The following is a 24,520-nucleotide window of genomic DNA, read 5'->3' as shown; positions in this document are numbered from 1 at the left end:
CAACTCGCTAAATAATCACCGGTTGGCGTTGGCAATATTCCACTGATCCAGTTTATCTATTAACAGACCAGTATCACTGGCGGCATCAAGATGCTGATAAAGATAATCCATCGCCTCGCTCACCATCTCGGTCATCGGGAAGGAGAACGCCACGATGGCCGGTTGTACCCCGACAAAGATCACCTCGGGGACAAAGGTCTTGAGCTCGTCGATCAGGAAATTGAGCGGCATATTGTGGGTCGAGAAGATAAACATCTCGGCGATGGTCTCGGGGGGGATCACCTGCAGGGTTCCCGCCTTCTCGCCGATCTCGGCGGCATCCACCAGCACCACCCGCTCCGGTTGCAGCTCCCGCACCTTGTAGACCACATTTTCCGGCGCGATGCCGCCGTCGATATGGATCCAGCCGGGCAGGGGGGCGGCTTGCAGTTTGTCGGCAAGATAGGGGCCGGCACCGTCGTCCCCCATCATGGCATTGCCCACGGTCAACACGAGATTGCAGCCCATCAGCGGCTCCTTACCATCAGGTACATATGGGGGTCGTTAAAGAGGGCGGTGAGCTGATCCATAAAGGTATTGGTCCAGCCCAGCTCCTGCTCATCGAGCAGATTGTCGGCTTTGCGCAGTCGGTCGAAGGCGCAGGCCAGCATATGGCAGTGCTCGCGATAGATGGTGATCTCGCCAAAGGTGAGAAATCCCTCCATCTTGCGGCGCGCTTCACTTCCCTCTGGCAGCTTGGCCACCCAGTCGCGATAACCGATCAACGAGCAGACCAGGTCTGCTCGCAGGCAATCGACGATGCCGAGGTGGTGGCCGATGGCGAGGCTGTAGTACATCACCTCCCTGGCCTCTTCCGGCACGTCGAACTGCTCGTCGACGAACTTGCGCGAGAGGCGGTAGAAAAAAACCTCGTCAGCCATGCACCGCCTCTCCCTTGCCGGCCGCCCGGTTGAGGCAGGCGTTTGCGAGGTTGTTGACGATCTCCGCCAGGCGCGGATCGTCGTGCTGATCGAGGTAGCTCTGGATGCGCAGATCCACATCCTGCTGGGTCGCCCCTTCGAGCAGGGCCATAAACTCGTCGGCGATGATCCGCCCCTGACGATAACCGGCCATGCGGCGCGCTTCGCGCTCTATCATCACCCGGATTTCATTGGGGATGCCGGTGTGGCGCAGTTCGACCCGCTCACCCGGTTGCACCTCGTGGCTGGTGGCGTTGAGTTTTTGTTCCAGCAGACCGAGCGCTACCGCAAAGCCGTAGATGGTAGCCGCCGGTGTCGGAGGGCAGCCCGGGATATAGACATCCACCGGCACGATCTTGTCGGTGCCGCCCCAGACGCAGTAGAGGTCGTGGAAGATGCCACCGTCACAGCCGCAGGCGCCGTAGGCGATGCAGATCTTGGGATCGGGCGCCGCCTCGTAGGCACGCAGGGCCGGTACCCGCATCGCCCGCGTCACCGCGCCGGTAAAGAGCAGGATGTCGGCGTGGCGGGGGGAGGCGACCACCTTGATGCCGAAACGCTCGGCATCGAACAGCGGGGTGATGGTGGCGAAGATCTCGATTTCGCAGGCGTTGCAGCCGCCGCAATCGACCCGGTAGACATAGGCCGAGCGGCGAATGTCCTTGAGCAGGGTCTTCTTGAGTTTGGTGATCTCGGGATCCTGTACCAGCGGCACGGCGCGGGTATGGGCATGGCCGACAACTGGTTCTATGCCTTTGATCTTGCTCATCACATCCACTCCTTTTGTGCGGCCATCGGTGTGGCTATCGGTGTGATCAGGGCCGAGTCAGGCTGGCTCAGCATGCTCTGTTTTCGTTTGCAGTCGGGGCAGTGGTGCAGTCGCTCCGGGGTGGCCAGCGGCGTGCCAGCTTGCTTGAGGGTGTCCTCCACCAGCGCCACCAGCTTGCTCGGGGCAAAGTAGGTGCCGCACAGGGTGCAGGGGGCCAGCGCGAAGCGGGCCTCTTCATAGAGATCGGCCTTGTTGGTCACCGCCAGCTCGAACTCGGGGGAGAGCGCGATGGCGCGGGTTGGGCAGACTTCCTCGCAGCGGCCGCAGAAGATGCAGCGCGCCATGGAGATCTCCCAGCGCCGTTCGCCGGTCTCCATGTCCACTTCCATCACCAGCGCATTGGCCGGGCAGGCCTTGGTGCAGGCGGCGCAGGCGATGCACTGATCCGCCTGATATTTGGGTTTGCCGCGAAAATCCCGGTTCACCTCGTAAGGGGCGAAGGGGTACTTGGCGGTCGGGGTGCCAGCCTTGAGGATGGTCTTGAACAGCTTGATCATGATGACCCCTTATTTCAGCGGAGAGTTTTTGCGATCGATGCCGTAGCGCTCGATCTCCTTGTAGGAGACCACGGTGGATTTGCCCTTCTTGGGGTCGACCAGGGTGACCCGGTCGGTACAGGAGTAGCAGGGATCCAGACTGCCGATGATGAGCGGCGCATCCGCCACGGTATTGCCGCGCAGCATGTAACGCAGGGCAGGCCAGTTGGCGTAGGTGGCGGCGCGGCAGCGCCAGCGGAACAGCTTCTGGTTGTCCCCGGTCATGCTCCAGTGGACGTTCTCGCCGCGGGGCGCTTCGGTAAAGCCCAGCGCAAACTTGCCCGGCTGGTAGGTGAAGCCTTCGGTCAAAAGCGGCCCCTCCGGCAGGTGCTCAAGGCCGAACTCAATCATGTCGAGGGAGTCGTAGAGCTCGTGGATCCGCACCAGCACCCGGGATTGCACGTCGCAACCCGCCTTGGTCTGGATCTCCATCGGCAGCTCGCGGTAACCGGCAAAGTCGTGAACCCGGCGCACGTCGCGCTTGAAGCCGCTCGCCCGCACCATGGGGCCGACGCAGCTGAAATCGCGGGCAATCTGCGGATCGAGCTTGCCGATACCGATGAGGCGGGAGGAGATGTTGGCGGTATCCAGCAGCATGGCCACCAAGGGTTTGAGCTCATCACGGAGCTCCCGCACCAGCTGGGCACCCTTGATGCGATCTTCCTTGAAGATGTCGCGGCGCACCCCGCCAATCAGGTTGAGGCCATAGGTCTTGCGGGCGCCGGTCAGCAGCTCGGCCAGGGTCATGGATTTTTCCCGCACCCGGAAGAACTGCATGAAGCCGGTGTCAAAACCGGTGAAGTGGCTCGACAGGCCGATGTTGAGGATATGGCTGTGCAGGCGCTCCACCTCCAGCAGCACGGCGCGGATCATCTTGGCCCGCTCCGGCACCGGAATACCCATGGCGTTCTCCACCGAGGTGGTGTAGGCGACGCTGTGGGTAAAGCCGCAGATGCCGCAGACCCGATCGGTCAGAAACGCCACTTCGTTGTAGCCCATCCGGGTTTCCGCCAGCTTCTCCATGCCGCGATGGACATAGAAGAGGCGGTAGTCGGCATCGATGATGTCTTCACCATCGACGAACAGACGAAAGTGCCCCGGCTCGTCCGAGGTGATGTGCAGCGGGCCGACCGGCACGATGCGGTTGGCATCACTGCCCAGTTCGTTGACGAAGGGGTAGGTCTCGGTGTCGGTGGTGGGCATCGGGCGCTGGCGATAATCCATGGCGTCCTTGCGCAGGGGGTGGATATCCTCCGGCCAGTCGTCCGGCAACACCAGACGGCGTTCGTCCGGCAGACCGATGGCGCGCAGGCCGTACATGTCGCGGATCTCCCGCTCGCCCCACACCGCCGCCGGAATGGTCGGGGTGATGGAGGGGTACTCCTGGGTATCTGCATCCACCAGCACCTTGACGGTGATCCAGCACTTGGTGTCGCCCTCCATGGAGAAGACGTGGTAGACGGCGAAGTGGCCGTTGAGGCTGCGCTCGTCATTGGCAAAGGAGAGCGGAAGCCAGCCCCCCAGCTGATGGAAGATCAGGCTGGCCGTCTCGACCAGACTGGTGGGCTTGACGGTAATGGTGGCCTGATCGGCGGTTTGCCACTCCTCGTCGATGATGGCGTGGGGCAGTTGTGCTCGCACCTGCTGGATGTAGTCGCAGCCGATGCGATCCGAAATGGCGATGGTCATGCAGTTCTCACTTTAATATTCGGGAATGAGCATTCGGTAAAGGTGAAATCGGAAAAAGTCGCTGTGCTGGCGGGCATGGCTCAGATCCCGACCAGATAGGCGAGCAGCGCCAGCAGGGCTAGCCCCAAGCCGTAGCGGGTGAGCTTGTGGGTGCGCACGAACTGGGTACGGGCCATGGCGTTTTCGATGATGCCAGCCAGCAAAAAGGCCACCAACAGCTTGCAGGCGAGGATCAGCGCCGCGCCGATGAGCGCAGGCAGACTCCAGTTGGCCGCCTTGCCGAAGGGCAGGAAAATCACCAGAAAGAGCTGCACCACTACCAGCTGCTTGAGGCCGATGGAGAGCTTGAGCAGGGCCAGCCCCGCACCGGAATACTCGGTGAGCGGCCCCTCCTGCAGCTCCTGCTCGGCTTCGGCGCAGTCAAAGGGCAGCTTGCCCATCTCGACAAACACCGCGAAGGCGCAGGCGGCACCCGCCAAGAGGGTAGCGATGGGCGCGGCCAGTGGCTGGGTCGCTACATAGCTGCTGATATTGCCCAGATCCGAGCTGCCCACCATCATCGCCATGATGAAGCAGGCGAGCACCAGAATGGGCTCCACCAGAATGCCGAGGGTCAGCTCGCGGCGGGCACCAATACCTGCAAACATGCTGCCGCTGTCGAGCCCCGAGAGGGAGAAGAAGAAGCGGAAGATGGCGAACAGATAGATATCGGTGATGAGATCCCCGGCGATGGGGAAGGGAGACTCGTGAGTCAGGGTTGGCAGCGCCATCCCTACCAGCAAGAGGGCGGCAATGAGCAGCGCAGGCATCAGGTTGAAGATGATGCCGGCAGGCTCGGGAGTTACCTCCTGACGGCGCAGGAGCTTGGCGATATCCCGGTAATCCTGCAGCAGGCCCGGCCCTTGGCGGGAGTGCATCTTGGCCCGCAGCACCCGGTTGAAACCGGTGGCGAGCGGCGCCAGCGCCAGCATGGCGATGGCCTGGGTCAGGGCGAGGGCAACCATGCCCCAGCTCGGCATTTCAAGAACAGGCATATCAGACTCCTACAGCCATCAGGATAAAGAGCGCCAGCACAATGCCGTGCAGCAGCCAGCCGGTCGTCCCGCTGGTATCGCTCACCCCGTGCAGGGCGCTGGCCAGATCGAGCTGCGGCTGCTTGCGATAGAGCGGCGCGCAGAGTTGGCGCAAGGTGTGGGTGACACCGCCGGAGGTAAGGCTCATGCGCTCCTCATAGGCGTAACCACAGGCCCACGGGGTGCCAGCGTGACGACGACCCAGCTTGGGCCCCTTGAAGATGGCCAGTACCAGCAATGGGATGAGGAACAGACCCAGCAAGGTGATGGCGATAACGGGCGGGGAGAGGATCGCCTGGCTGCTATCGAGTGGCAGCAGGGTGGCGCCGGTGGCGACACTCATTTGGCTGGCAACCAAGGCTTGGCCATAGCTGGCGATATGGGGGGCAATCCAGGGGGCGCCCAGACCCAGCACCAGACAGACCGCGGCCAGCAGCAGGGTGCCTGCCACCATGGTGCCCGGCACTTCGCGGGCGTGGCTCGCGTGTTCGCTGCGCGGTGCGCCGCAGAAGCAGATGCCGTACACCTTGACGAAACACATCACCGCCATGGCGCCGGTCACCGCTAGCATTACTACCGCGAGCGGCGCGACGACAGAGGTGCCGAGTTTGGTCATGGAGAGCAGCGACTGGTAGATAAACCACTCGCTGACAAAGCCGTTGAGCGGCGGCAGCGCCGAGATGGCCATGGCACCGATCAGGAACGCCAGCGCAGTCCAGGGCATCAGCTTGGCCAGCCCCCCCATCTTGTCCATATCCCGGGTGTGCAGGCGGAACATCACAGAGCCGGTGCCCATAAAGAGCAGGCTCTTGAAGATGGCGTGGTTGAGCAGGTGATAGAGGGCGCCGAGCAGCCCCAGCACCACCAGTGCCGGTTGCTGGTTGGCGATGCCGATCATGCCGATGCCCATCCCCATCAGGATGATGCCTATGTTCTCTACCGTGTGGTAGGCGAGCAGCCGCTTGAGATCGTGCTCGGCCAGCGCAAACAGCACCCCGAGCACAGCCGAGCAGGCACCGAAGATCAGCACCACATAGCCCCACCAGAGTTGGCTGGCGCCGAGAAAATCGATACTGACCCGCAAAATGCCAAAGAGACCCAGCTTCACCATCACGCCGGACATCAGCGCCGAGATATGGGAGGGGGCAACGGGCTCGGCCACCGGCAGCCAGCCGTGCAGCGGCACGAAACCGGCGCGCAGGCCAAAGCCGCAGAAGCTGAGCAGGAACACCAGCGAGGCCAATGCGCCCGCCAGATGGTGCTCGCGCAGCGCAGCGAACTCCAGCGAGCCGCTTTCGCGGCAGAGCAGCCAGAAGGCGATCAGCACCAGTGCCATGCCGATATGGTTCATCACCAGATAGAGGCGGCTCTGTTTGGCGGCTTCCGGGTTGGTCTTGACCAGCCAGTAGGTGGTGAGGGTCACCAGCTCGTAGCAGAGCAAGAAACCGAGCGCGTTGTCGGCCAGCACCATGCCCACCATGGCAAAGAGGAAGAGGTTCATCAGCGCGCCGATGGCCACATCCCCCTTGCCCTGATATTCGCGGATATAGGCAAAGGAGTAGAGGGCGACGGCGACGCCGACGGTGCTAATCACCAGCAGCATCAGCGCGGCCAGCATGTCGAGATGAACCGAGCCCAGCAGCCAGAGCTGGCCGTCGACGGGGGCGCCTTGGGCAAAGATCTGGATGGCGGCGACCAGACCCGCGAGCGAGCCCAGCAGGGCAAAGCCGCTGTTGAGGCGGTTGGCCAGTGCGGGCAGTTTTTGCAGCAGCAAACCGGCGGCAGCGCCCAGCAAAAAGAGCAGGAGCGTGGCCATTACAAGGGGGGACAACATCAGCGAACTCCCTCTGTGGTAGATAAATCGGATGCAGGGATCGCCGTGGCAGGCGCCGAGAAGGCAGAGACCCCTTGCGGGTTGGTGTCGGCCGCTTGCTGGCGACGGATACGGGCGGCGCGTTCGGTGTCGCCGTCATTGACCAGCTTCAGCGCCTGGGAGGGGCAGGCACCGACACAGGCCGGGCCGTCGGTGCGAAACTCGCACAGGTCGCACTTGACCGCGATGCTGCGCACTCCCGGCTCCCAGCTCAGCAGATCCTCGCCAAAGCAGCGCAGGCCGGCAGAGGTGGAGGGGTTGCTGGATCGGATGGAGCAGGGGATATAGGTGTCGTAACTGGTGGCCACGGCCACCGGACGGCTGCCGCCGCTCTGGATGGCGCCAAAGGGGCAGGCCACGGCGCAGAGATTGCAGCCGATGCAGAGCGACTCGTTGAGTTGCACGCAATCGCCGGTCTGGCGAATTGCCTCGACCGGGCACACCTTGATGCAGGGGGCATCGTCACAGTGACGGCACTGAACCGGCATGGTCGCCTGCTCGTGTCGCATAACGGTTAAACGGGGGGCTTGCTGCAAACCTTGCGCCTTGTGTACCTCGCTGCAGGCCGCCATACAGGTGCCACAGCCGATACAAAGCTTGGGGTCAGCGATAACGAAGCGGTTCATAGCCTACCTTGTCGTGTCGCGAACGGAGAAAGTAGGGGCAGGTTGGCAAGATACGGGCCAGAATGGTTTTTACTGCGAAATTGCTTTTAAGTGACTGTTTTTAAATGAATAAAAATATTCGTGTGGTTAGATGAACGCGCTGATGTGCTGTCGAACTGTGACGTTCGTCACTTGTGACGAAGCCGCCGGGAGGGTTCGTCACCTTGGAAAACACAGCATAAGCAGGGTGCAAAGAACGAAGTGAATTGCACCGCTCTCCAACATATGTTCGCGGTGCACGGCGCTGCGCTTGTTGCACCCTACGGCGGTGGTCTGTTCGGATAGAGGCCGCCTGTTTTGAAACCGTAGGTTCGATTAGCGAAGCGTAATCGGACGCACGATAACGCAAATATATCGGCAGCATGCCGGGAACAGGGGCAATGAACGACGTGAATAGCACCGTTTGCAGCATATGGTCGCCGTGGTTTGCTCCCTTCTCCCCTTGCGGGAGAAGGGTTGGGGATGAGGGGGCCAGTCATTGGGGTTAACGGAAAAGAAGAGGGAGGCCAATGCCTCCCTCTCTATTTGCTGACGTTTTTTATGCCATGAAGAGGCCATCAACCCGCCATCAGATATCCACCTGGGATCCCAGCTCGATGACCCGGTTGGGCGGGATCTCGAACTGATCCGGGGCCCGCAGGGCGTTGCGCTGCAGCAGCATAAAGAGCTTGCCGCGCAGATAGAGATACCAGGGGCGGTCTTTCATGATGAGCGACTCGTGCGCCATAAAGAACGAGGTCTCCATCATCCGGCAGCTCAGCCCCTCGGCGTTGCAGCGGTGGAAGATCTCCTCCACGTTCGGGGTCTCGCGCCAGCCGTAGCTTGCCACTACCCGCCAGAAGGTGGGGGAGAGCTGCTCGATGCAGACCCGGCGCACGTTGTGGACGTAGGGGACATCCTCCACCCGCAGGGTGAGCAGGATGATCCGCTCGTGCAGCACCTTGTTGTGCTTGAGGTTATGGAGCAGCGCATGAGGGATCACGTTGACCACCCGCGACATATAGACGGCAGTGCCGGCCACCCGGGTCGGCGGGGATTTCTCCAGCGAGGCGATCATCGGCTCAAGGGAGTTGCCGTGCTCGTTCAGGCGACGAATAAGCTGGAAACGCTCGCTCTTCCAGCTGGTCATCACGGTGAACATCACCGCGCCCAGAGTGAGCGGCAGCCAGCCGCCGGAGAAGATCTTGGCGAGGTTGGCGGCAAAGAGCGGCACGTCGATACAGAGCAGCGCGGCAAACAGGATAGCCACCAGATATTTGTTCCAGTGCCAGCTGTTCTTGGCCACCGAGCAGGAGAGGATGGAGGTGAGCACCATGGTGCCGGTCACCGCGATGCCGTAGGCCGCCGCCAGATTGCTGGAGTGCTCGAAGCTCATGATGACGATCACCACCGAGATATAGAGCATCCAGTTGATGACCGGAATATAGATCTGGCCGGACTCCTGCTCGGAGGTGTGAACGATGCGAATGGGGGAGAGATAACCGAGCCGCACCGCCTGCCGGGTCAGCGAAAAGACCCCGGAGATCACCGCCTGCGAGGCGATCACCGTCGCCATGGTTGCCAAGAGCAGCAGCGGCACCAGCGCCCATTTCGGCGCGAGCAGGAAGAAGGGGTTGGCAATGGCAGCCGGATTGCTTAGCAGCAGCGCACCCTGACCGAAGTAGTTGAGCACCAGGGAGGGCAGCACCACGATAAACCAGGCGAGGCGAATTGGATTTTTGCCAAAGTGGCCCATATCCGCGTAGAGCGCCTCCACCCCGGTGATGGCCAGCACCACGGCGCCGAGGGCAAAGAAGGAGGTGGTCTGGTACTGGATAAAGAAGCGCAGCGCCCAGATAGGGTTGAGCGCACCCAGCACCTCGGGGTTGTGGATGATACCGCGCAGCCCCAGCACCGCCAGCGTCATAAACCAGATCAGCATGATGGGGGCAAACAGCTTGCCCACCATGGCGGTGCCATGTTTCTGGATGGCAAACAGCAGGGTCAGCACCAGCACCGAGAGAGTGACGATATAGGGGTCGAGGGCGGGGGTGAGAATGCTCAGACCTTCGATGGCCGACATCACCGACATCGCCGGGGTGATCACCACCTCGCCATAGAAGAAGCTGCCACCAATCAGGCCGAGGATGATCAGCAGCGGCGTCCAGCGGGTGGAGGCGTTGCGGGTCGCCAGCGACATCAGGGTGAGAATGCCACCCTCGCCGGCGTTGTCGGCCCGCATCACAAAGGAGAGGTACTTGACCGACACCACCAGGATCAGCAGCCAGAAGATCAGCGAGAGAAAGCCGAGAATGGAGGCCGGCTCGACGCCGAACCCGAATTGACCTGACAGGCACTCGCGCAAGGTATAGAGCGGGCTGGTGCCGATATCGCCATAGACTACGCCAATCGCCGCCAGCATGACGCCGGACATGGCTTGTTGTTTATCACAGTTCATGAGTTCATCTTGTCAGTTTGATGTTTACACGTTTGCCACAGCAGATCGCCCCGAACACATCAGGTATGTGTGGATACAACATCGGGGGGAAATCAAAGGATTGCGATGGGAAGGGAGCTAATCGGATATAAAGATGCGTTTCATGGGACACAATCTGTTCATCTGTCGTTAAGCTTATAATGACACACACTCTGCGGGTTCATGCTCAGGTATAAATAATCAAAACGCCCTTTTGAGTAAGGTTATTAATTGGCCGTTGATTGAAATATTCATGCGCTCTGCGGGCAACCGTTTGTTTTATCTGGGGAAGTGGTTTGGCCACTATTTTTTACCGAGCTGAGTGATAAACAGACGATAAAATAGTGACTAATTAATTGCTGGCAGGATGACAAAGGCGGAGGGTGTTGGGTAGCAATGGAGTCTTTATTTGGGAGAGGGAAGTGGCCGCCACAATGGCAGCCATATACCAAATGATAACACTACCTACTTTCTAGGTAATCTCTCTTTTTCTCATATTCAATTGATTTTTCTTTATTTTCAATCTGCTTTTCAACATATAGTTTATGCTTAAGAAACTTAATTGAATTAAAAAGGGGTAGCAAACTTTCTAGAAAATTCTTCTCACGATTTAGAATTGGTACCCTACTTCCTGACCAAGAACGAGTGGTTAACTCATAATCTAACCCTTGAAAGTCTTCAAAACTATTGTTTTCATGTAAAAAAACAGCTATCAGTTCTCGTCTGAAATCAATATCTAAATGTTGTAGGACATTAAACACAAAACAAGCGAATGGGATGTCGGACGCATTTTTTTTGATTGTATTTCGACAGAACTCTTTTTTTCTGTGAATATGCTCATCTGAGTTTTCACTATTTATAAATAATTTGCTAAATACACTATCTCCGTATCTATAAGCATGCACATCCTTGTGATAAAGGTATTTGGCATAATTTTCTATATCTTCGATATAGTTTTGCCTCTCCCATAAAAAGTGAAGCTCGGGCATATTGGTATGTGAATTAGGCCATTTTTCTTTTATGTATATTTGATCAATGACCTTATATATAAAATCAAATCGCTCATTTAGTAATATATTTAGGGCTTCGCCTGAATAATCCCAGTACCAGTCTAAGTTAGATGCAGTAAGATAGGCTTCGAAAACAAGTTCTCGGTCTGGATGGAATTCTGTAAACCATCGTCCAAACATGCTTGAGTTGGTGCTAAAAAGATGACCTAGAGGAGCTCCATATGTAATGTCACTCTTAGATTTATCTACTAATATTCGAACAACTTTACTATAAATTGATGAGTCTGAACTTTTATACTTGTCTAGGAAGTCTAACCATCCATGCAATTCATGACTTTGTACATTGTTAATATGCCCTAAGAACAGCTCGGCTTCACGTCTGCTGACAGATATTTCAGGTAACTGTGCAAAAAAAGCAGACAACCACCGATTTTTACTTCTATATACTTTTTTTGTTAATAGAGAATAGACCTCATCGCTTGATATTTTATTAAATAGTAAAATGACAATGGCGTTAGGATCTATCTGAAAGTAATCATCATGTTCAAGATATATTGAAATTAGCTCCGGATAAATTTCATGTGACGACTCAGCGAGAGCGATAAGGCTCATTTCTAAACCATGCTTTAATAAGTAATTTCTATCTCTACCGCATAGACTATTATGCAAGATTTTGCATTGCTCAAGGAACTGACTAAAGTCAGAACTCGAAAAATTAGCAAAGTGAGACACTAAAGATTGATGTCGATATTGGTTATATTCTTCATAACCCATATTCAAGGTTCGGCGAGTCTGTCGGTCTTCAAGCAGTAAGTCGGATATATCTAGTATTTTATTGGAAAAGACGTCTCTCCAATTTTTTGGAAAACTAAGCTCAAGAGATTCTAAGTGATCACAATAGTTCTGCATGACTATACATTGGGATATATCATTTCTATCCATTTTAGTAACTAAATATTGTTCAAAAAATGGCAAGTCTAATGCAGCCATATCCTTACAATCACCTTGAATTTTATTAACGTAGTCTTTAAATAGATCTATAACAAGGTGCTTCATTTCAGGTTTTTCGATTAGATGGCCCATATTAAAGATGATTTTTTCTCTGATAGGCGTCAAATAGTTATCTGGTGATACTCTAAAGGTAATTATGTTGATAGTGTTTCCGCGAGACCACTTGTGCTCACGATGTTCAATTTTTAATAATGATTTAGAATACAAAATGAATAATCTGCTAAATAAGTATCCATCCTTTCCGCTCATGAGAATGATTAAGGTGTCAATAATGTTAGCTTGAACAAAATATCCATGTCTCCAGTCACCATGTTTGATATTATAGGTTTCCAATAAAGCTCGTATAACAACTCCAATTGAAGATTGATTTTTAGCTGTATATTTAGCCAATAACTCAAATGACAACTTTAGCTCTAATTCTCCATAGAATCTAAAATGTGATAGTAGGTCAACCAATGATGGATTTTGTGTGCTTTTTTTTGACTCAACAAAATCAACATCACCCCAATTAATCTCAACCTCTGGCATTTCTTCAATTATGCTTTCTGCAAATAGAAGAGTCTCTGTTGGAAGTGCAAACCAGAAGGTGTTTAAAAACTCAATAGATGCGTCAGTATTATTCTTGGTTGAGAAGTTTGAGAATATATCCTGTATTTCACTTCTGATGTCAGCTAGAATCGCCTTCTGATCAAAGGCGCGTATGACGGGATTCAATGAGTCAACTATGATGCTTTTATAATTCGGATAGAAATCATTAACAATAGAAGAAAAGGAAAAAATTTTCCTCTCAAAAACTGTAGTGTAAAATAAGTATGTTGATAATACTTGGTCGGTTATTTTGACAACTTCATTTTCATATAAATCAACCAATTCATTTTTATGTAAAACATCTACTAATTCCCAAAAATCCTCTGATTGAATGCCAAATGAACTTTCAATGAGCTTCATTTGCTTTTCATTTAGCTTATCTATTTTTTGAAAAAAACAAATAGCACACGCTGTAAGTGCCAACCTTTTGTCATCCATGACAATTTTTACATTCTCATTTTCACCAAAATAGTCTTTATATAAAGAAGTTACATTTTGTATAGATTCAATTTGGTTGGTTTCTATTGCCACCTTAGAAGCCATTATAGCCAAGCGAGGATTGCCACAGGATACTTCTTGTATTCTCTCTTGATAATCTCTATTTTTTATACCGAAGAGGGTTTCTGATAATGTTTTAATTTGTTCATCTGTTAAGGGAGTAATAATCAATTCATTAGGAGTCGTATACTTTTTTACTTTATCGATAACAGAGTTACGAGCATAATCTCTAACAGTTGCAATAATTTTAAAGTTTCTTTTTTCACTATGGTCATTAAGATAGTGCAAGATATAATCAAGTCTATTATCTAGTCGATTCGCATCATCGACAAAAATTAGATACTCACCTGGTTCACTAAAATATGCAGTTATATCTCTAATTAAATCGGCTCCTTTGTCAAATAAACAGATTACCTTTAATTCTGGTTTCTCGTGTTTTAATCTATTTGCTAGATTTACAGAAAGCAAAGTTTTACCTAAACCAGCGGCACCAGAAATTAGCAAAAAATTACAACGCTCTAGGACTTGAGTCGCATTTTCTATAAATTCTTCTCTGAAGAGTAACTTATGGTCTATGGATGTTGTGAAGTTACTTTTACCATATCTAGTTATAAAATCATTGACACTTAATAGTTGTCCTGTGTCTAAAGGCAAATCTAGATATGTTTCAGAAAGAACTGGATAGGAATTTTTAATGCTCAATGAAATAGAGTCGAGACCGTAAAGTGTTAACATGACTCCTTTGTTGTAACAGAGGTTTCTAAGTTTGTTTATTTCTTCTGTTGTTAATTTACCTAAATAGCAAATTATGATTCCAGCTATGTTTTCAATGGTTATGCCAGTTTTAGTTTCATCAAAACACTTATTTATATCATCTTCAAGTTTTTGGACTAAACGTTCTTGTTGAACTGTATATTCAGAAAAGATAAATGACCCATCATCTTGCATATGTAAGCTATCAGGTGTGCCTTTTACTACCCGATCTGTCACTTGCATCATCCCTATAGGATTGATGTTTTCAAATCCTTTACGGTGTAACCAATCATCACAAAGCCGTTGAAATGTACCGCCTTCCAATTCAAGTAACTTTAATTTTATTTGATTTTGATTACCCATATTTCCTCTATTTATATATTTTCATGAAAATTTTAATTGGTTGCCAAGTGGCACATATTAACCGGAGGGATAGAAAACTGAAGGGGCAGGGGCCTAAAACCGGCTCTGGCTCAATAAATCAGTCAATAAGTGGCCCATTTTTGTTCGGTTTGACTTGATGATGGCTTGCCAGCTGGATAGCAAAACCAAACAACTTGCCATCGCCCCAAGCGGCTTTGGCGTGCTGCACAGCCCATTTTTGGCCCTTGGTATGGCTTTTCTCCCGGGATATCGTTCCTCCGCTTGCCCGGTTTGGGGCGGCCGATCCTGGCTGCAAATTCTTTCGAACTGCTCCTTATGCGGCTGGGGCAAGGGCTGATCAGCCGGTGTCGAGCTCGTCACTTTTGTCGTGTCGATCACACTTCCCACCCCGTCGTCACCCTCGTCAGTAGCGGTAAACAGCAAGCTACTCTTGCTGATTACTCCTTTATTTTCAGATGGTTGTGAATTTTTATCGCACCCTTGGCTCGTTTTGGTCTGATAAATGCTTTGTGGGGGGCTGGCCGCCTCTTTGCCTGTCGGCGGGCGGCCCGGTGTAACGAACCATTTAGGATCCCTCTCTATGAACAGCTTCGTGATTGCAGATCCCAGTCTCTGTATTGGGTGTCGTACCTGTGAGGTGGCCTGCGCCGTTTCACACCAGTCAGGGTCTTGCAGCGGGACCCTTGAGCGGGAGGGCGGCCTGCATCTTGCCATCGAGGATGGACATCTGGTCTCCAAGGACAGCTACTTTCAGCCGCGCCTGAAGGTGATCGTGGGCAGCAAGGTGACCACGCCGGTGCTCTGCCGCCAGTGTGAAGACAAGCCGTGCGCCATGGCCTGCCCGAACAATGCCATCGTCAGCGAGGATGGTTGCGTCAAGGTGTTGCAGGAGCGCTGCATCGGCTGCAAGTCCTGCGTGGTGGCCTGTCCTTACGGCGCCATGGCGGTGGTGCTCAAAGAGGTGGCACCCGCTGCCGATTCGCTCTTCAAGCGTCCGCAGACCAAGGCGCAGGCGCTCAAGTGCGATCTCTGCCGTCACCGCGAGGCGGGCCCGGCCTGTGTCGAGGTGTGTCCGACCCAGGCGCTGCGGCTGGTCACGCCGGAGCATCTTGAAAACCTGAACCGGCAGAAGCAGCTGGCCAGTGCCGAGGCACTGCTGGCGATGCCGGCGCGGGTGTGAGCGGGCTTGCCGAGCCGTTTTTCGTTAACAAACAAGAGTGTGAGTCATGAAAAAAGTCATTACCGTGTGCCCCTATTGCGGCACCGGTTGCAAAATCAACCTGCTGGTTGAAAACGACAAGGTGGTGGGGGCCGAAGGCGCCAACGGCCGGACCAACGAGGGGCAGCTCTGCCTCAAGGGCTATTACGGTTGGGATTTTTTGAACGACACCAACCTGCTGACCCCCCGTCTCAAGAGCCCGATGATCCGCCGCGAGCGCGGTGGCAAGTTCGAGGCGGTCTCCTGGGACGAAGCGATCGAGTTCGCCAGCAGCCGTCTCTCCGCCATCAAGGCGAAATATGGCCCGGACGCCATCATGACCACCGGCTCTGCCCGTGGCCCCGGCAATGAAGCCAACTATGTGATGCAGAAATTTGCCCGTGCGGTGATTGGGACGAACAACGTCGACCACTGCGCGAGGGTGTGACACGCACCCTCAGTCTCCGGTCTGGAGACAACTGTAGGCAACGGCGCCATGAGCAACGCCATTCCCGAAATTCAAGAGACCAAGTGCCTGCTGGTGTTTGGTTACAACGCAGCTGACTCTCACCCCATCGTCGCCCGCCATATCCTCAAGGCGAAGGCAAACGGGGCCAAGGTGATTGTGTGTGATCCCCGCATGGTGGAGACCGCCCGTATCGCCGATCAGTGGTTGCCGCTCAAAAACGGTTCCAACATGGCGCTGGTTAACGCCTTCGCCAACGTGTTGATCAATGAAGGGCTCTACAACAAGGCCTTTGTCGCCAACTACACCGAAGGGTTCGAGACCTTCAAGGCGACGGTAGCCAAGTACACCCCGGAATATGTGGAGGGGATCACTGGCCTCAAAGCCGCCGATATCCGCGCCGCCATTCGCACCTACGCCGAGTCGCCTGCTTCCATGATCCTGTGGGGCATGGGGGTGACCCAGTACGGTCAGGCAGTGGACGTGGTCAAGGGGCTGGCGGGTCTGGCGCTGCTGACCGGCAACTTCGGTCGCCGCGGCACCGGTTGCGGGCCGGTACGTGGTCAGAACAACGTGCAGGGCACCTGTGACATGGGGATGCTGCCGCACCAGTTCCCGGGTTATCAGTCGGTGGCCGATCCCGCCATCAGCGCCAAGTTCGCCAAGGCGTGGGGCGTGGAGTCGCTGTCCCAGAAACCAGGCTATCGCCTGACCGAGCTTGGCCACAAGGTGGAGGAGGGCAAGTGCAAGGCCTTCTACATCTTCGGTGAAGATCCGGCCCAGACCGAGGCAGACTTGGGTCAGTTCCGCCGCACTCTGGCGGGGATGGAGCTGGTGATCGTGCAGGATATCTTCATGACCCAGACCGCCGAGATGGCCGACGTTATTCTGCCCGCCACCAGCTGGGGCGAGCATGAAGGGGTCTACAGCTCGGCAGATCGCGGCTTCCAGCGCTTCTACAAGGCGGTGACGCCCCCTGAGAACGTGAAACCGGACTGGGCCATCTTCTCGTTGATGGCGACCGCCATGGGTTATCCCATGGAGTACCACAACACCGAAGAGATCTGGGACGAGATGCGTGCGCTCTGCCCGCTCTACGCCGGGGTCAGCTACGACAAGATGGCCGATCTCAAGAGCGTGCAGTGGCCCTGCCCGACCGAGGATCACCCGGGCACCAGCACCCTGTTCGAGGGGAACGTGTTCACTACCCCGAGCGGCAAGGGTCAGCTGATTGCCTCCGAGTGGCGGCCGCCGCTGGAGCAGCCCTGTGCCGAGTACCCGCTGGTGCTCTCCACCGTGCGCGAGGTGGGTCACTACTCCTGCCGCTCCATGACCGGCAACTGCTCGGCGCTGCAAACCCTGGCCGATGAGCCGGGCTATGTGCAGATCCACCCGAGCGATGCCAAAAAGCTTGGGGTGAAGGATCAGGCGCTGGTCTGGATCTCGTCGCGCCGTGGCAAGGTGATCACCCGGGCCAACTACAACGACCGGGTCAACGCCGGGGTGGTCTACATGACCTACCAGTGGTGGATCGGGGCCTGCAACGAGCTCACCATCGAGCACGTCGATCCCGTCTCCCACACGCCGGAGTACAAGTACTGCGCGGTGAAGATCGAGCGCATCGATAATCAGCCTGAGGCGGAAGTGTACGTCCAGACTGAATACAGCGCGCTCAAGGCGAAATTGCGCAGCGCAGCCAAAGGCTGACCCGCCCTAAAAAAGGACGTTCTGCACAAATAAGGGAACCCGACTCGGATTTATCGAGTCGGGCACCCTTTTATTAGCCAAAAACAGGGGATAAATGATGCAACATGAAATTGGTCGCTTATTCGGAATTTTCTATATTGGCACCTATCTGGCGGCGATATTGCTGGGAATAGGTTGCTATATTTGGCGCGACGAGATGATATTTCTGCTCGGCTTCGGTTTTTTCGGCTGTTTTATGGCAGCAAGGCTCGCCATGGGCAGTGTATTTTCCGCCTTGAGTATTTCCAGTGCCTGGCTGATCGGGTTTATCTCCACCACCTTGATCAACTGCCTGCTGCTGGGGGTGATCACCCTGCTGGTCTACCTCACTCACCAGTGCGTATCGGTTGAGCTTGCCGACAACGCCAGCTGGCTGCTGCTCGCCTTTCAGGGCTTCTCCGCGCTCTTTATTTTGGGCGGTTTGAAGTGCTGCCACACCCGCCTTGTCACTTCGTGAGTGGCCACCGAATCGTGTTTCGAATGATGCCTTTACTGCACAGCAAAGGGGAGGCAACAGCGAGATCTGACAGTTGACAATGGCCCCTTGTGCGGCCACCAATCCATTATTCAATCCGCGATGTAATTATTGCCTGAATATGGCAACCAGATATATTAAATCGGATTGTAATGAAATTTGAGCTCATCTATGATGAGTCGCCATTCCAATAATAATCACCCGATGACAATGTTATTTTTTGTTATCGTTCGTTAATAACAACGGTGGAATTGCAACATGCGACAAGTGTCGTCACCGCCTTCCTTTTGGCAGCGTGGATAGTGCGCTGCGGCTATTAATTCTGGTGAAACGCTTGTGTCGCGATGCGATGGCATGGACAGCCTGACTGGTGACTGAAATTGATATAACGTGAGGCCGCAATGCTTACTGTGAGTGCCATCCCCCTGGACGAGATCTCTCCCATCTGGGACGACGGTTTCCTCCTGCTCTCCAAATCCCTCCTGTCGGCCGTGACGCTCGATGACTTTATCCACAAACTCAACAAGATAGATGCCGGCTTTGGCGGCGTAACCCGGGTCAACCTGATCCTCAACCGGGGCTCCGGCGAGGAGGCCACTTTCTGTTATATGGGAGAGAGCGGCCCAAAGCACCTTGTCTGCCGCAAGGCAGACCTGCACGCTCCCACTGATGGCACCGAGCAGGCGATCATCCTGCCTGCCGCCCGTTTTGCCAACCGCTGTGCCCCCCTCGATTCCGAAGGGATTTACGAGGGACTGCGCTCCTACTGCCAGCTCCCCATCACCACCGCCCGCAGCCATCTGGGCGGGGTCGAGTTCATCAACACCCGCCTCGACAGCTTCACCATGGAGACCCTGGCCAAGCTGACCCAGTTGGCCGCCATCATCGCCATTGCGCTGGAGAACGTGCAGGACAAGGAGCGCACTCTGGAGCAGGCCAACTCCCTGCGCCTTGAGCGCGACAGCTGCAAAATTCTGGTGGATGTGACCAATGCGGTGATTAAATTAGTGCGTATCGCCGAGCTGCCCAAGAGCCTGTTTGCCATCCTGCACCACCACTTTGGTATCAGCAGCCTCTGTCTGGCCGAGTACAACGCCACTTCCGACAGCTTCAAGAGCTATCTGGTCAACCAGCAGCAGAGCGAGCAGCCGGGGATCATCGATCATTCGTGTTTTGAGAAGAACTGCCTGCAGGGTGCGCTGCGCCACAGCGAGCCCTTCTTCGTTTACCGCGAGCAGGGCCACGGCTGCCAGTCGAGCTGCCGCTTTACCTCCCAGATCCTGCCCCCCGATGCCGACAGCTCCTGCATTTTGCCGCTGCGCTATCAGGGCAATCTGCTGGGGGTGCTGATCCTCTCTCACCCAGAGGCCAACTTCTTCGCCGATATCGATATCTCCCTGCTGGAGCAGGTGGCGGCGCGCACGGCCATTGCCATGAACAACGTGCAGGCGCAGCAGGAGATCTCCAACACCAACGGTGCCAAAGAGAAGACCATTCGCATCAACGAGCCGCAGATGCAGGGGGAGTTCCCCCACATCATCTACCAGAGCGCTGTGATGGCGAACGTGCTGGAGAAGGTGCGGCTGGTGGCTGAGAGCGACAGTACCGTACTGATCCTTGGCGAGACCGGCACCGGTAAGGAGCTGATCGCTCAGGCCATTCACGCCCTGAGTGCCCGCCACGATCACGAGATGGTGAAGGTGAACTGCGCCGCCATCCCGACCGGCCTTATCGAGAGCGATCTGTTTGGCCACGAGAAGGGGGCCTTTACCGGTGCCCTGACCCAGCGCATCGGCCGCTTCGAGCGGGCCCACAAGGGCACCCTGTTCCTCGACGAAGTGGGGGATATGCCGCTGGATTTGCAGCCCAAACTGTTGCGGGTATTGCAGGAGCACGAGCTGGAGCGGGTCGGCAACAGCAACCCTATCGCGGTGGATGTGCGGCTGGTGGCCGCCACCAACTGTGATCTGCTCTCCATGGTCAAGAACAAGCGCTTTCGCAGTGACCTCTACTACCGGCTCAACGTCTTTCCCATCGAGCTGCCGCCCCTGCGCGAGCGGCGCGAGGATATTCCGCTCTTGGTCAACTTCTTCGTCAGAAAGATTGCCAAGCGGATGCGCCGCACCATCACCGCCATCCCCGCCGATGCCATGAAGATGCTGGTGTCGCTGCCGTGGTACGGCAATATCCGCGAGCTGGAGAACGTCATCGAGCGCGCCGTGGTGATGACCCGCGGTCACGTGCTCAACCTCTCGCCGGAGGAGCTGATGCCCCTCAAGGGCTACCACAAGATTGAGACCCTGGTTTATGACGAGCCCGCCACTCCGCTCTTTGCCGAGGGGCCGGAGGATGAGCGCGAGGCGATCATCGCCGCCCTGCGTGACTGCAATGGCATAGTCGCTGGCGAGCGGGGGGCGGCCAATCGCCTCGGTATGAAGCGCACCACGCTGCTCTCCAAGATGAAGCGGCTCGGCATTTCGGCCAGAGATCCCGAGATCATTGACGGGGTCGCACCATGAGAGAGGCCATAGAGCTTGAGGCGCGGAGCGAGCAGAGAGAACAGAGCGAGCAGAGCGAGCTGGCACGCTGCGCCATCCACCGCGAGGTGGTGCACTACCGCGCCGATACCTTGACCTGCGACAGCGAGATGGAGCTCCCCTCCGAGACGCCGGTGGCACTGGTCTACAACGGCATCGCCCACAGCGTGATGATGTGCTCGGCCTCCGATCTGGAGGATTTCGCCATCGGTTTTTCGCTCTCCGAGGGGATCATCGACAGCCTGCTCGATATCCACGACATCGAGCAGATCGACGGCTGTCAGGGGATTGAGCTGCATATCACCCTGGCCAATCGCTGCGTCCATCGCCTCAAAGAGAAGCGGCGCACCATGGCGGGGCGCACCGGTTGCGGCATCTGCGGCAGCGAGAGTCTGGAGCAGGTGATCCGCACCCAACCAAGCTTGCCCGACAGTCAGCGTCTGGCGGTGGGCCATATCGACAAGGTGCTGAGCGCTCTGCGCCCGCTCCAGCTGCTGGGTCAGCGTACCGGCGCTACCCATGCGGCAGTGCATCTGGACGGTGAGGGCAACATTCTCGCCATCCGTGAAGATGTGGGACGCCATATTGCGCTGGACAAGCTGGTGGGGCACTTGTGCCGCACGGGTCGCCGTGACGGAGCCATTCTGGTGACCAGCCGCGCCAGCTTCGAGATGGTGCAAAAGTGCGCCAGCGCCGGCGTGGAGATCTTGCTCGCCATCTCGGCCGCTACCGAGCTTGCAGTCGAGCGGGCCGAGCAGACCGGGCTCACCCTGGTGGGTTTTTGCCGCCCCGGGCGGGCCGAGATCTACAGCGGCTGTCAGCGTATTCTGCTTAAGTAACAGCAAAAGTGAGAGCCTGCTAAAGGGCTTATAAAAACAGCCAATAAAAAGGGCGGGGAGTGTGACTCCCCGCCCTTGTTGTATCTGCTTCTGTAGCGGATTAGCGCGCCAGCAGGATACGCAGCATGCGGCGCAGCGGCTCGGCGGCGCCCCACAGCAGCTGGTCACCCACGGTAAAGGCGGCCAGATACTCAGGGCCCATATTGAGTTTGCGCAGACGGCCCACCGGAATGCTGAGGGTGCCGGTGACGGCAGCCGGGGTCAGCTCGCGGGCGGTGATGTCGCGATCGTTGGGGATCACTTTCACCCAGTCGTTGTGGGCGGCCAGCAGCGCTTCGATCTCCGCCAGCGGCACATCCTTTTTCAGCTTGATGGTGAACGCCTGGCTGTGGCAGCGCAGGGCGCCGATCCGCACACAGAGACCATCCACCGGAATGACGGCGTTTTCGATACCCAAAATCTTGTTGGTCTCGGCCTGACCCTTCCACTCTTCACGGCTCTGGCCGTTGTCGAGCTTGGTGTCAATCCAGGGGATAAGGCCACCGGCCAGCGGTACGCCGAAGTTGTCCACCGGCAGGGTGCCGGAGCGGGTCTTCTCGGTGATCTTGCGCTCGATATCGAGAATGGCGGAGGCGGGATCCGCCAGCTCGACCGCCACTTCGTCACGCAGCATCCCCATCTGGGTGACCAGCTCGCGCATATGGCGGGCACCGCCACCGGAGGCGGCCTGATAGGTGGCTACGCTCACCCACTCCACCAGATCGGCCTTGAACAGGCCACCGAGGGCCAGCAGCATCAGACTGACGGTGCAGTTGCCGCCCACGAAGGTCTTGATGCCGTTGTTCAGGGCATGCTCGATGACGTCGCCGTTGACCGGATCCAGAATGATGACGGCATCCTTCTCCATCCGCAGGGCGGAGGCGGCGTCAATCCAGTAGCCCTGCCAGCCGGCGGCTTTCAGGCGCGGATAGACATCCTTGGTGTAGTCGCCGCCTTGCGCGGTGATGATGATATCCTGCTTGGCCAGCGCCTCGATATCGAAGGCATCCTGCAGAGTACCGGCATCGACGCCGAAGTTGGGGGCGGCCTCACCGGCCTGGGAGGTGGTGAAGAAGGTGGGTTGAATATGGGCGAAATCCTGCTCTTCCTGCATCCGGCTCATCAGAACCGATCCCACCATGCCACGCCAACCGACCAAACCTACTTTTTTCATAATGTCCTACCCTGGATTGCTGCTAATGAAAGGGGTATTGCACGCCTGCGTCCCTGCTGGCGAAGGCCATTCACAAGGTCTTTACAAGCGATTAAAAAAATATGCGCTGCGAAAAATGCGTCTATCCACATTACGGATTATGACGGCGGGTGCAAGTCGAATTGCGCAATATTCTGTGCTGTTCGCTGCAATAACCGGCAACGGCGGAGCGAGGGATAAAACGGGGCGCAGTAACGATGAAAAGGCCACCGCTTATGGCGGTGGCCTGTCAATAAAGTGGGTGAAACAGCCTGACCGCGTGGGTGCTCAGGCGTAGCGCGCCAGGGTCAACCCCTCATCGCTGATGGCGGGCTCGCTGCCGCTGATAAGATCGCACAACAGCTGACCCGAACCGGCCGCCATGGTCCAGCCCAGGGTACCGTGGCCGGTATTGAGCCAGAGACCGGGAATGGGGCTCGGCCCCACCAGCGGGGTGCCATCCGGCGTCATGGGGCGCAGGCCGGTCCAGAACTCGGCCTTGCTGATATCGCCCCCTTCGGGGAAGAGATCGCCCACCACCATCGCTAGGGTGTCGTGGCGCCTCGGGTTGAGGGCGAGGTTGTAGCCCGACAGCTCCGCCATGCCGCCGACACGGATCCGCTCGTCAAAACGGGTGATGGCCACCTTGTAGGTCTCGTCGAGCACGGTACTGCGCGGCGCGGCCTCGGCGTTGATCATCGGCAGGGTGAGGGAGTAGCCCTTGACCGGATAGACCGGCAGCTCCAGCCCGAGCGGGCGCAGCAGCGGCCGCAGAAAACCGGTGGCATAACTGCCCAGCGCACAGACGATGGCATCGGCGCGATAGCGCTGCTCGCCCGCCCGCACCGCCACGGCGCGGCCGCGGGCTTGCTCAATCTCGTCGATGTCGCAGTTGAAGACAAACTTGACCCCGAGCTTCTCGGCTTCAAGGGCAAGGGCCTTGGTGAAGCGGAAGCAGTCGCCGGTCTCGTCGCCGGGCAGGCGCAGGCCGCCGACGATTTTGCCGCGTACCCGTGCCAGCGCAGGCTCTGCCGCTTCGCAGCCGCTGGCATCCAGCGACTGGTAGGGGACACCGTACTCCTCCAGCACCTCGATATCGCGCTGACTGGCATCGAGCTGGGACTGGCTGCGAAACAGCTGCAGGGTGCCGAGCTGGCGCCCTTCGTAATCGATGCTCAGCTCGTCGCGCAGCAGCTTCATGCAGTCGCGGCTGTATTCGGCCAGACGCACCATGCGCCCCTTGTTGGTGGCATAGGCGGTCGGGGTGCAGTTGGCGAGCATCTTCAGCATCCAGCGCAGCTGGAAGGGATCAGCAGTGGGGCGCACGGTGAAGGGGGCATGCTTTTGCAGCATCCATTTGGCCGCCTTGAGCGGGATGCCGGGAGCTGCCCAAGGGGCTGCATAGCCCGGGGATATCTGGCCGGCGTTGGCATGGCTGGTTTCAAGGGCAACGCCCCCTTGTCGCTCCAGCAAGGTCACCTTGTGACCCGCTTTGGCCAGATACCAGGCGCTGGTTACCCCGATCACGCCGCCACCGAGAACCACTATCTCCATATCGTCTTTCCTTAGACTCGTTTTTCTGATGTTTGGTTGATGGAAACCTTGATGTGGCCACCACCATAATCAGCCGCCACAGGATATTCAACCGCTCTGCGCAGGATTGGGATCTCCGTCTGCCTGCCAGTCACGGGGTGGTGTTTGGTGC

General features: G+C 56.4%; 18 protein-coding genes. 6 read left to right on the top strand and 12 right to left on the bottom strand.

Going from position 1 to position 24,520, the window contains the following annotated elements; genetic code table 11:
* Nucleotides 1–15: 15 nt before the first annotated feature.
* From hycI to BS300_RS01805, 10 genes are all read right to left on the bottom strand, one after another.
* Complete coding sequence (hycI, locus tag BS300_RS01850; RefSeq protein ID WP_071910399.1) at nt 16–507, bottom strand: hydrogenase maturation peptidase HycI; 492 nt, start codon at nt 505–507, stop codon at nt 16–18.
* Complete coding sequence (locus tag BS300_RS01845; protein ID WP_071910396.1) at nt 507–920, bottom strand: formate hydrogenlyase maturation HycH family protein; 414 nt, start codon at nt 918–920, stop codon at nt 507–509. The genes hycI and BS300_RS01845 overlap by 1 nt, the downstream gene beginning before the upstream one ends.
* Nucleotides 913–1,728 (bottom strand): NADH-quinone oxidoreductase subunit B family protein, encoded by an 816-nt coding sequence (locus BS300_RS01840; protein WP_071910393.1) that lies wholly within the window; start codon nt 1,726–1,728, stop codon nt 913–915. Before BS300_RS01840 ends, BS300_RS01845 begins: the two co-directional genes overlap by 8 nt.
* Entirely contained in the window at nt 1,728–2,285 is a 558-nt protein-coding gene (locus BS300_RS01835) for a formate hydrogenlyase complex iron-sulfur subunit (protein ID WP_005345227.1), read from the bottom strand. Before BS300_RS01835 ends, BS300_RS01840 begins: the two co-directional genes overlap by 1 nt.
* A gap of 9 nt (nt 2,286–2,294) precedes the next feature.
* Nucleotides 2,295–4,013 carry a hydrogenase large subunit gene (locus BS300_RS01830; RefSeq protein ID WP_005333319.1) on the bottom strand — a complete coding sequence of 573 codons (1,719 nt, stop codon included), beginning with the start codon at nt 4,011–4,013 and terminating at the stop codon, nt 2,295–2,297.
* 80 nt (nt 4,014–4,093) lie between these two features.
* Nucleotides 4,094–5,047 (bottom strand): NADH-quinone oxidoreductase subunit H, encoded by a 954-nt coding sequence (locus BS300_RS01825; RefSeq protein WP_005345231.1) that lies wholly within the window; start codon nt 5,045–5,047, stop codon nt 4,094–4,096.
* A 1-nt stretch (nt 5,048) separates the two neighbouring features.
* The gene (gene hyfB / locus BS300_RS01820) at nt 5,049–6,920 is read right to left on the bottom strand and encodes a hydrogenase 4 subunit B (RefSeq protein ID WP_071910391.1); all 1,872 of its coding nucleotides are present in this window, start codon (nt 6,918–6,920) and stop codon (nt 5,049–5,051) included.
* Nucleotides 6,920–7,585 carry a 4Fe-4S dicluster domain-containing protein gene (locus tag BS300_RS01815; RefSeq protein ID WP_071910388.1) on the bottom strand — a complete coding sequence of 222 codons (666 nt, stop codon included), beginning with the start codon at nt 7,583–7,585 and terminating at the stop codon, nt 6,920–6,922. The genes hyfB and BS300_RS01815 overlap by 1 nt, the downstream gene beginning before the upstream one ends.
* A 607-nt stretch (nt 7,586–8,192) precedes the next feature.
* Nucleotides 8,193–10,061 carry a low affinity potassium transporter Kup gene (gene kup / locus BS300_RS01810; protein WP_071910385.1) on the bottom strand — a complete coding sequence of 623 codons (1,869 nt, stop codon included), beginning with the start codon at nt 10,059–10,061 and terminating at the stop codon, nt 8,193–8,195.
* A 479-nt stretch (nt 10,062–10,540) separates the two neighbouring features.
* Complete coding sequence (locus BS300_RS01805; RefSeq protein WP_071910383.1) at nt 10,541–14,302, bottom strand: ATP-binding protein; 3,762 nt, start codon at nt 14,300–14,302, stop codon at nt 10,541–10,543.
* Nucleotides 14,303–14,903: 601 nt separating this feature from the next.
* Between BS300_RS01805 and BS300_RS01795 the strand changes: the two genes are divergently transcribed.
* The 5 genes from BS300_RS01795 (at nt 14,904) to fdhD (ending at nt 21,584) form a co-directional block, all read left to right on the top strand.
* Nucleotides 14,904–15,503, top strand: coding sequence for a 4Fe-4S dicluster domain-containing protein (locus tag BS300_RS01795; RefSeq protein ID WP_033112617.1), 600 nt, complete (start codon nt 14,904–14,906; stop codon nt 15,501–15,503).
* A gap of 46 nt (nt 15,504–15,549) precedes the next feature.
* Nucleotides 15,550–17,694, top strand: a complete 2,145-nt coding sequence (gene fdhF, locus BS300_RS01790) for a formate dehydrogenase subunit alpha (RefSeq protein ID WP_081376060.1) — start codon at nt 15,550–15,552, stop codon at nt 17,692–17,694.
* 253 nt (nt 17,695–17,947) lie between these two features.
* Nucleotides 17,948–18,190, top strand: coding sequence for a hypothetical protein (locus BS300_RS21460; protein WP_231499713.1), 243 nt, complete (start codon nt 17,948–17,950; stop codon nt 18,188–18,190).
* A gap of 419 nt (nt 18,191–18,609) precedes the next feature.
* The gene (locus BS300_RS01780) at nt 18,610–20,727 is read left to right on the top strand and encodes a sigma 54-interacting transcriptional regulator (RefSeq protein ID WP_071910379.1); all 2,118 of its coding nucleotides are present in this window, start codon (nt 18,610–18,612) and stop codon (nt 20,725–20,727) included.
* Nucleotides 20,724–21,584 (top strand): formate dehydrogenase accessory sulfurtransferase FdhD, encoded by an 861-nt coding sequence (gene fdhD / locus BS300_RS01775; RefSeq protein ID WP_239693788.1) that lies wholly within the window; start codon nt 20,724–20,726, stop codon nt 21,582–21,584. Before BS300_RS01780 ends, fdhD begins: the two co-directional genes overlap by 4 nt.
* 100 nt (nt 21,585–21,684) lie before the next feature.
* Here the strand turns inward: fdhD and asd are convergent, their stop codons facing one another.
* Nucleotides 21,685–22,797, bottom strand: coding sequence for an aspartate-semialdehyde dehydrogenase (gene asd / locus BS300_RS01770; RefSeq protein WP_071910377.1), 1,113 nt, complete (start codon nt 22,795–22,797; stop codon nt 21,685–21,687).
* A 25-nt stretch (nt 22,798–22,822) separates the two neighbouring features.
* On the opposite strand from asd, the gene BS300_RS01765 reads away from it, so the two are divergent.
* Nucleotides 22,823–23,113, top strand: coding sequence for a hypothetical protein (locus BS300_RS01765; protein ID WP_071910375.1), 291 nt, complete (start codon nt 22,823–22,825; stop codon nt 23,111–23,113).
* Here BS300_RS01765 and BS300_RS01760 read toward each other — a convergent pair.
* A complete protein-coding gene (locus BS300_RS01760; protein ID WP_275654711.1) occupies nt 23,104–24,399 on the bottom strand; it encodes a D-amino acid dehydrogenase in 1,296 nt (431 codons plus the stop codon). The two genes, BS300_RS01765 and BS300_RS01760, sit on opposite strands and share 10 nt — an antisense overlap.
* Nucleotides 24,400–24,520: the final 121 nt, after the last annotated feature.

It is taken from the genome of Aeromonas sp. SCS5 (assembly GCF_001887375.1).
In the GTDB taxonomy this organism is placed as follows: domain Bacteria; phylum Pseudomonadota; class Gammaproteobacteria; order Enterobacterales; family Aeromonadaceae; genus Aeromonas; species Aeromonas jandaei.
The sequence above is the reverse complement of the archived record's forward strand: the minus strand, read 5'-3'. Positions and strand labels throughout refer to the sequence as shown.

What these genes read in the sequence shown, in the direction of transcription:
- hycI (WP_071910399.1), bottom strand. Translation starts at nt 507, where the DNA reads ATGGGCTGCAATCTCGTGTTGACCGTGGGCAATGCCATGATGGGGGAC.
- BS300_RS01845 (WP_071910396.1), bottom strand. Translation starts at nt 920, where the DNA reads ATGGCTGACGAGGTTTTTTTCTACCGCCTCTCGCGCAAGTTCGTCGAC.
- BS300_RS01840 (WP_071910393.1), bottom strand. Translation starts at nt 1,728, where the DNA reads ATGAGCAAGATCAAAGGCATAGAACCAGTTGTCGGCCATGCCCATACC.
- BS300_RS01835 (WP_005345227.1), bottom strand. Translation starts at nt 2,285, where the DNA reads ATGATCAAGCTGTTCAAGACCATCCTCAAGGCTGGCACCCCGACCGCC.
- BS300_RS01830 (WP_005333319.1), bottom strand. Translation starts at nt 4,013, where the DNA reads ATGACCATCGCCATTTCGGATCGCATCGGCTGCGACTACATCCAGCAG.
- BS300_RS01825 (WP_005345231.1), bottom strand. Translation starts at nt 5,047, where the DNA reads ATGCCTGTTCTTGAAATGCCGAGCTGGGGCATGGTTGCCCTCGCCCTG.
- hyfB (WP_071910391.1), bottom strand. Translation starts at nt 6,920, where the DNA reads ATGTTGTCCCCCCTTGTAATGGCCACGCTCCTGCTCTTTTTGCTGGGC.
- BS300_RS01815 (WP_071910388.1), bottom strand. Translation starts at nt 7,585, where the DNA reads ATGAACCGCTTCGTTATCGCTGACCCCAAGCTTTGTATCGGCTGTGGC.
- kup (WP_071910385.1), bottom strand. Translation starts at nt 10,061, where the DNA reads ATGAACTGTGATAAACAACAAGCCATGTCCGGCGTCATGCTGGCGGCG.
- BS300_RS01805 (WP_071910383.1), bottom strand. Translation starts at nt 14,302, where the DNA reads ATGGGTAATCAAAATCAAATAAAATTAAAGTTACTTGAATTGGAAGGC.
- BS300_RS01795 (WP_033112617.1), top strand. Translation starts at nt 14,904, where the DNA reads ATGAACAGCTTCGTGATTGCAGATCCCAGTCTCTGTATTGGGTGTCGT.
- BS300_RS21460 (WP_231499713.1), top strand. Translation starts at nt 17,948, where the DNA reads ATGGGCAGTGTATTTTCCGCCTTGAGTATTTCCAGTGCCTGGCTGATC.
- BS300_RS01780 (WP_071910379.1), top strand. Translation starts at nt 18,610, where the DNA reads ATGCTTACTGTGAGTGCCATCCCCCTGGACGAGATCTCTCCCATCTGG.
- fdhD (WP_239693788.1), top strand. Translation starts at nt 20,724, where the DNA reads ATGAGAGAGGCCATAGAGCTTGAGGCGCGGAGCGAGCAGAGAGAACAG.
- asd (WP_071910377.1), bottom strand. Translation starts at nt 22,797, where the DNA reads ATGAAAAAAGTAGGTTTGGTCGGTTGGCGTGGCATGGTGGGATCGGTT.
- BS300_RS01765 (WP_071910375.1), top strand. Translation starts at nt 22,823, where the DNA reads ATGAAAGGGGTATTGCACGCCTGCGTCCCTGCTGGCGAAGGCCATTCA.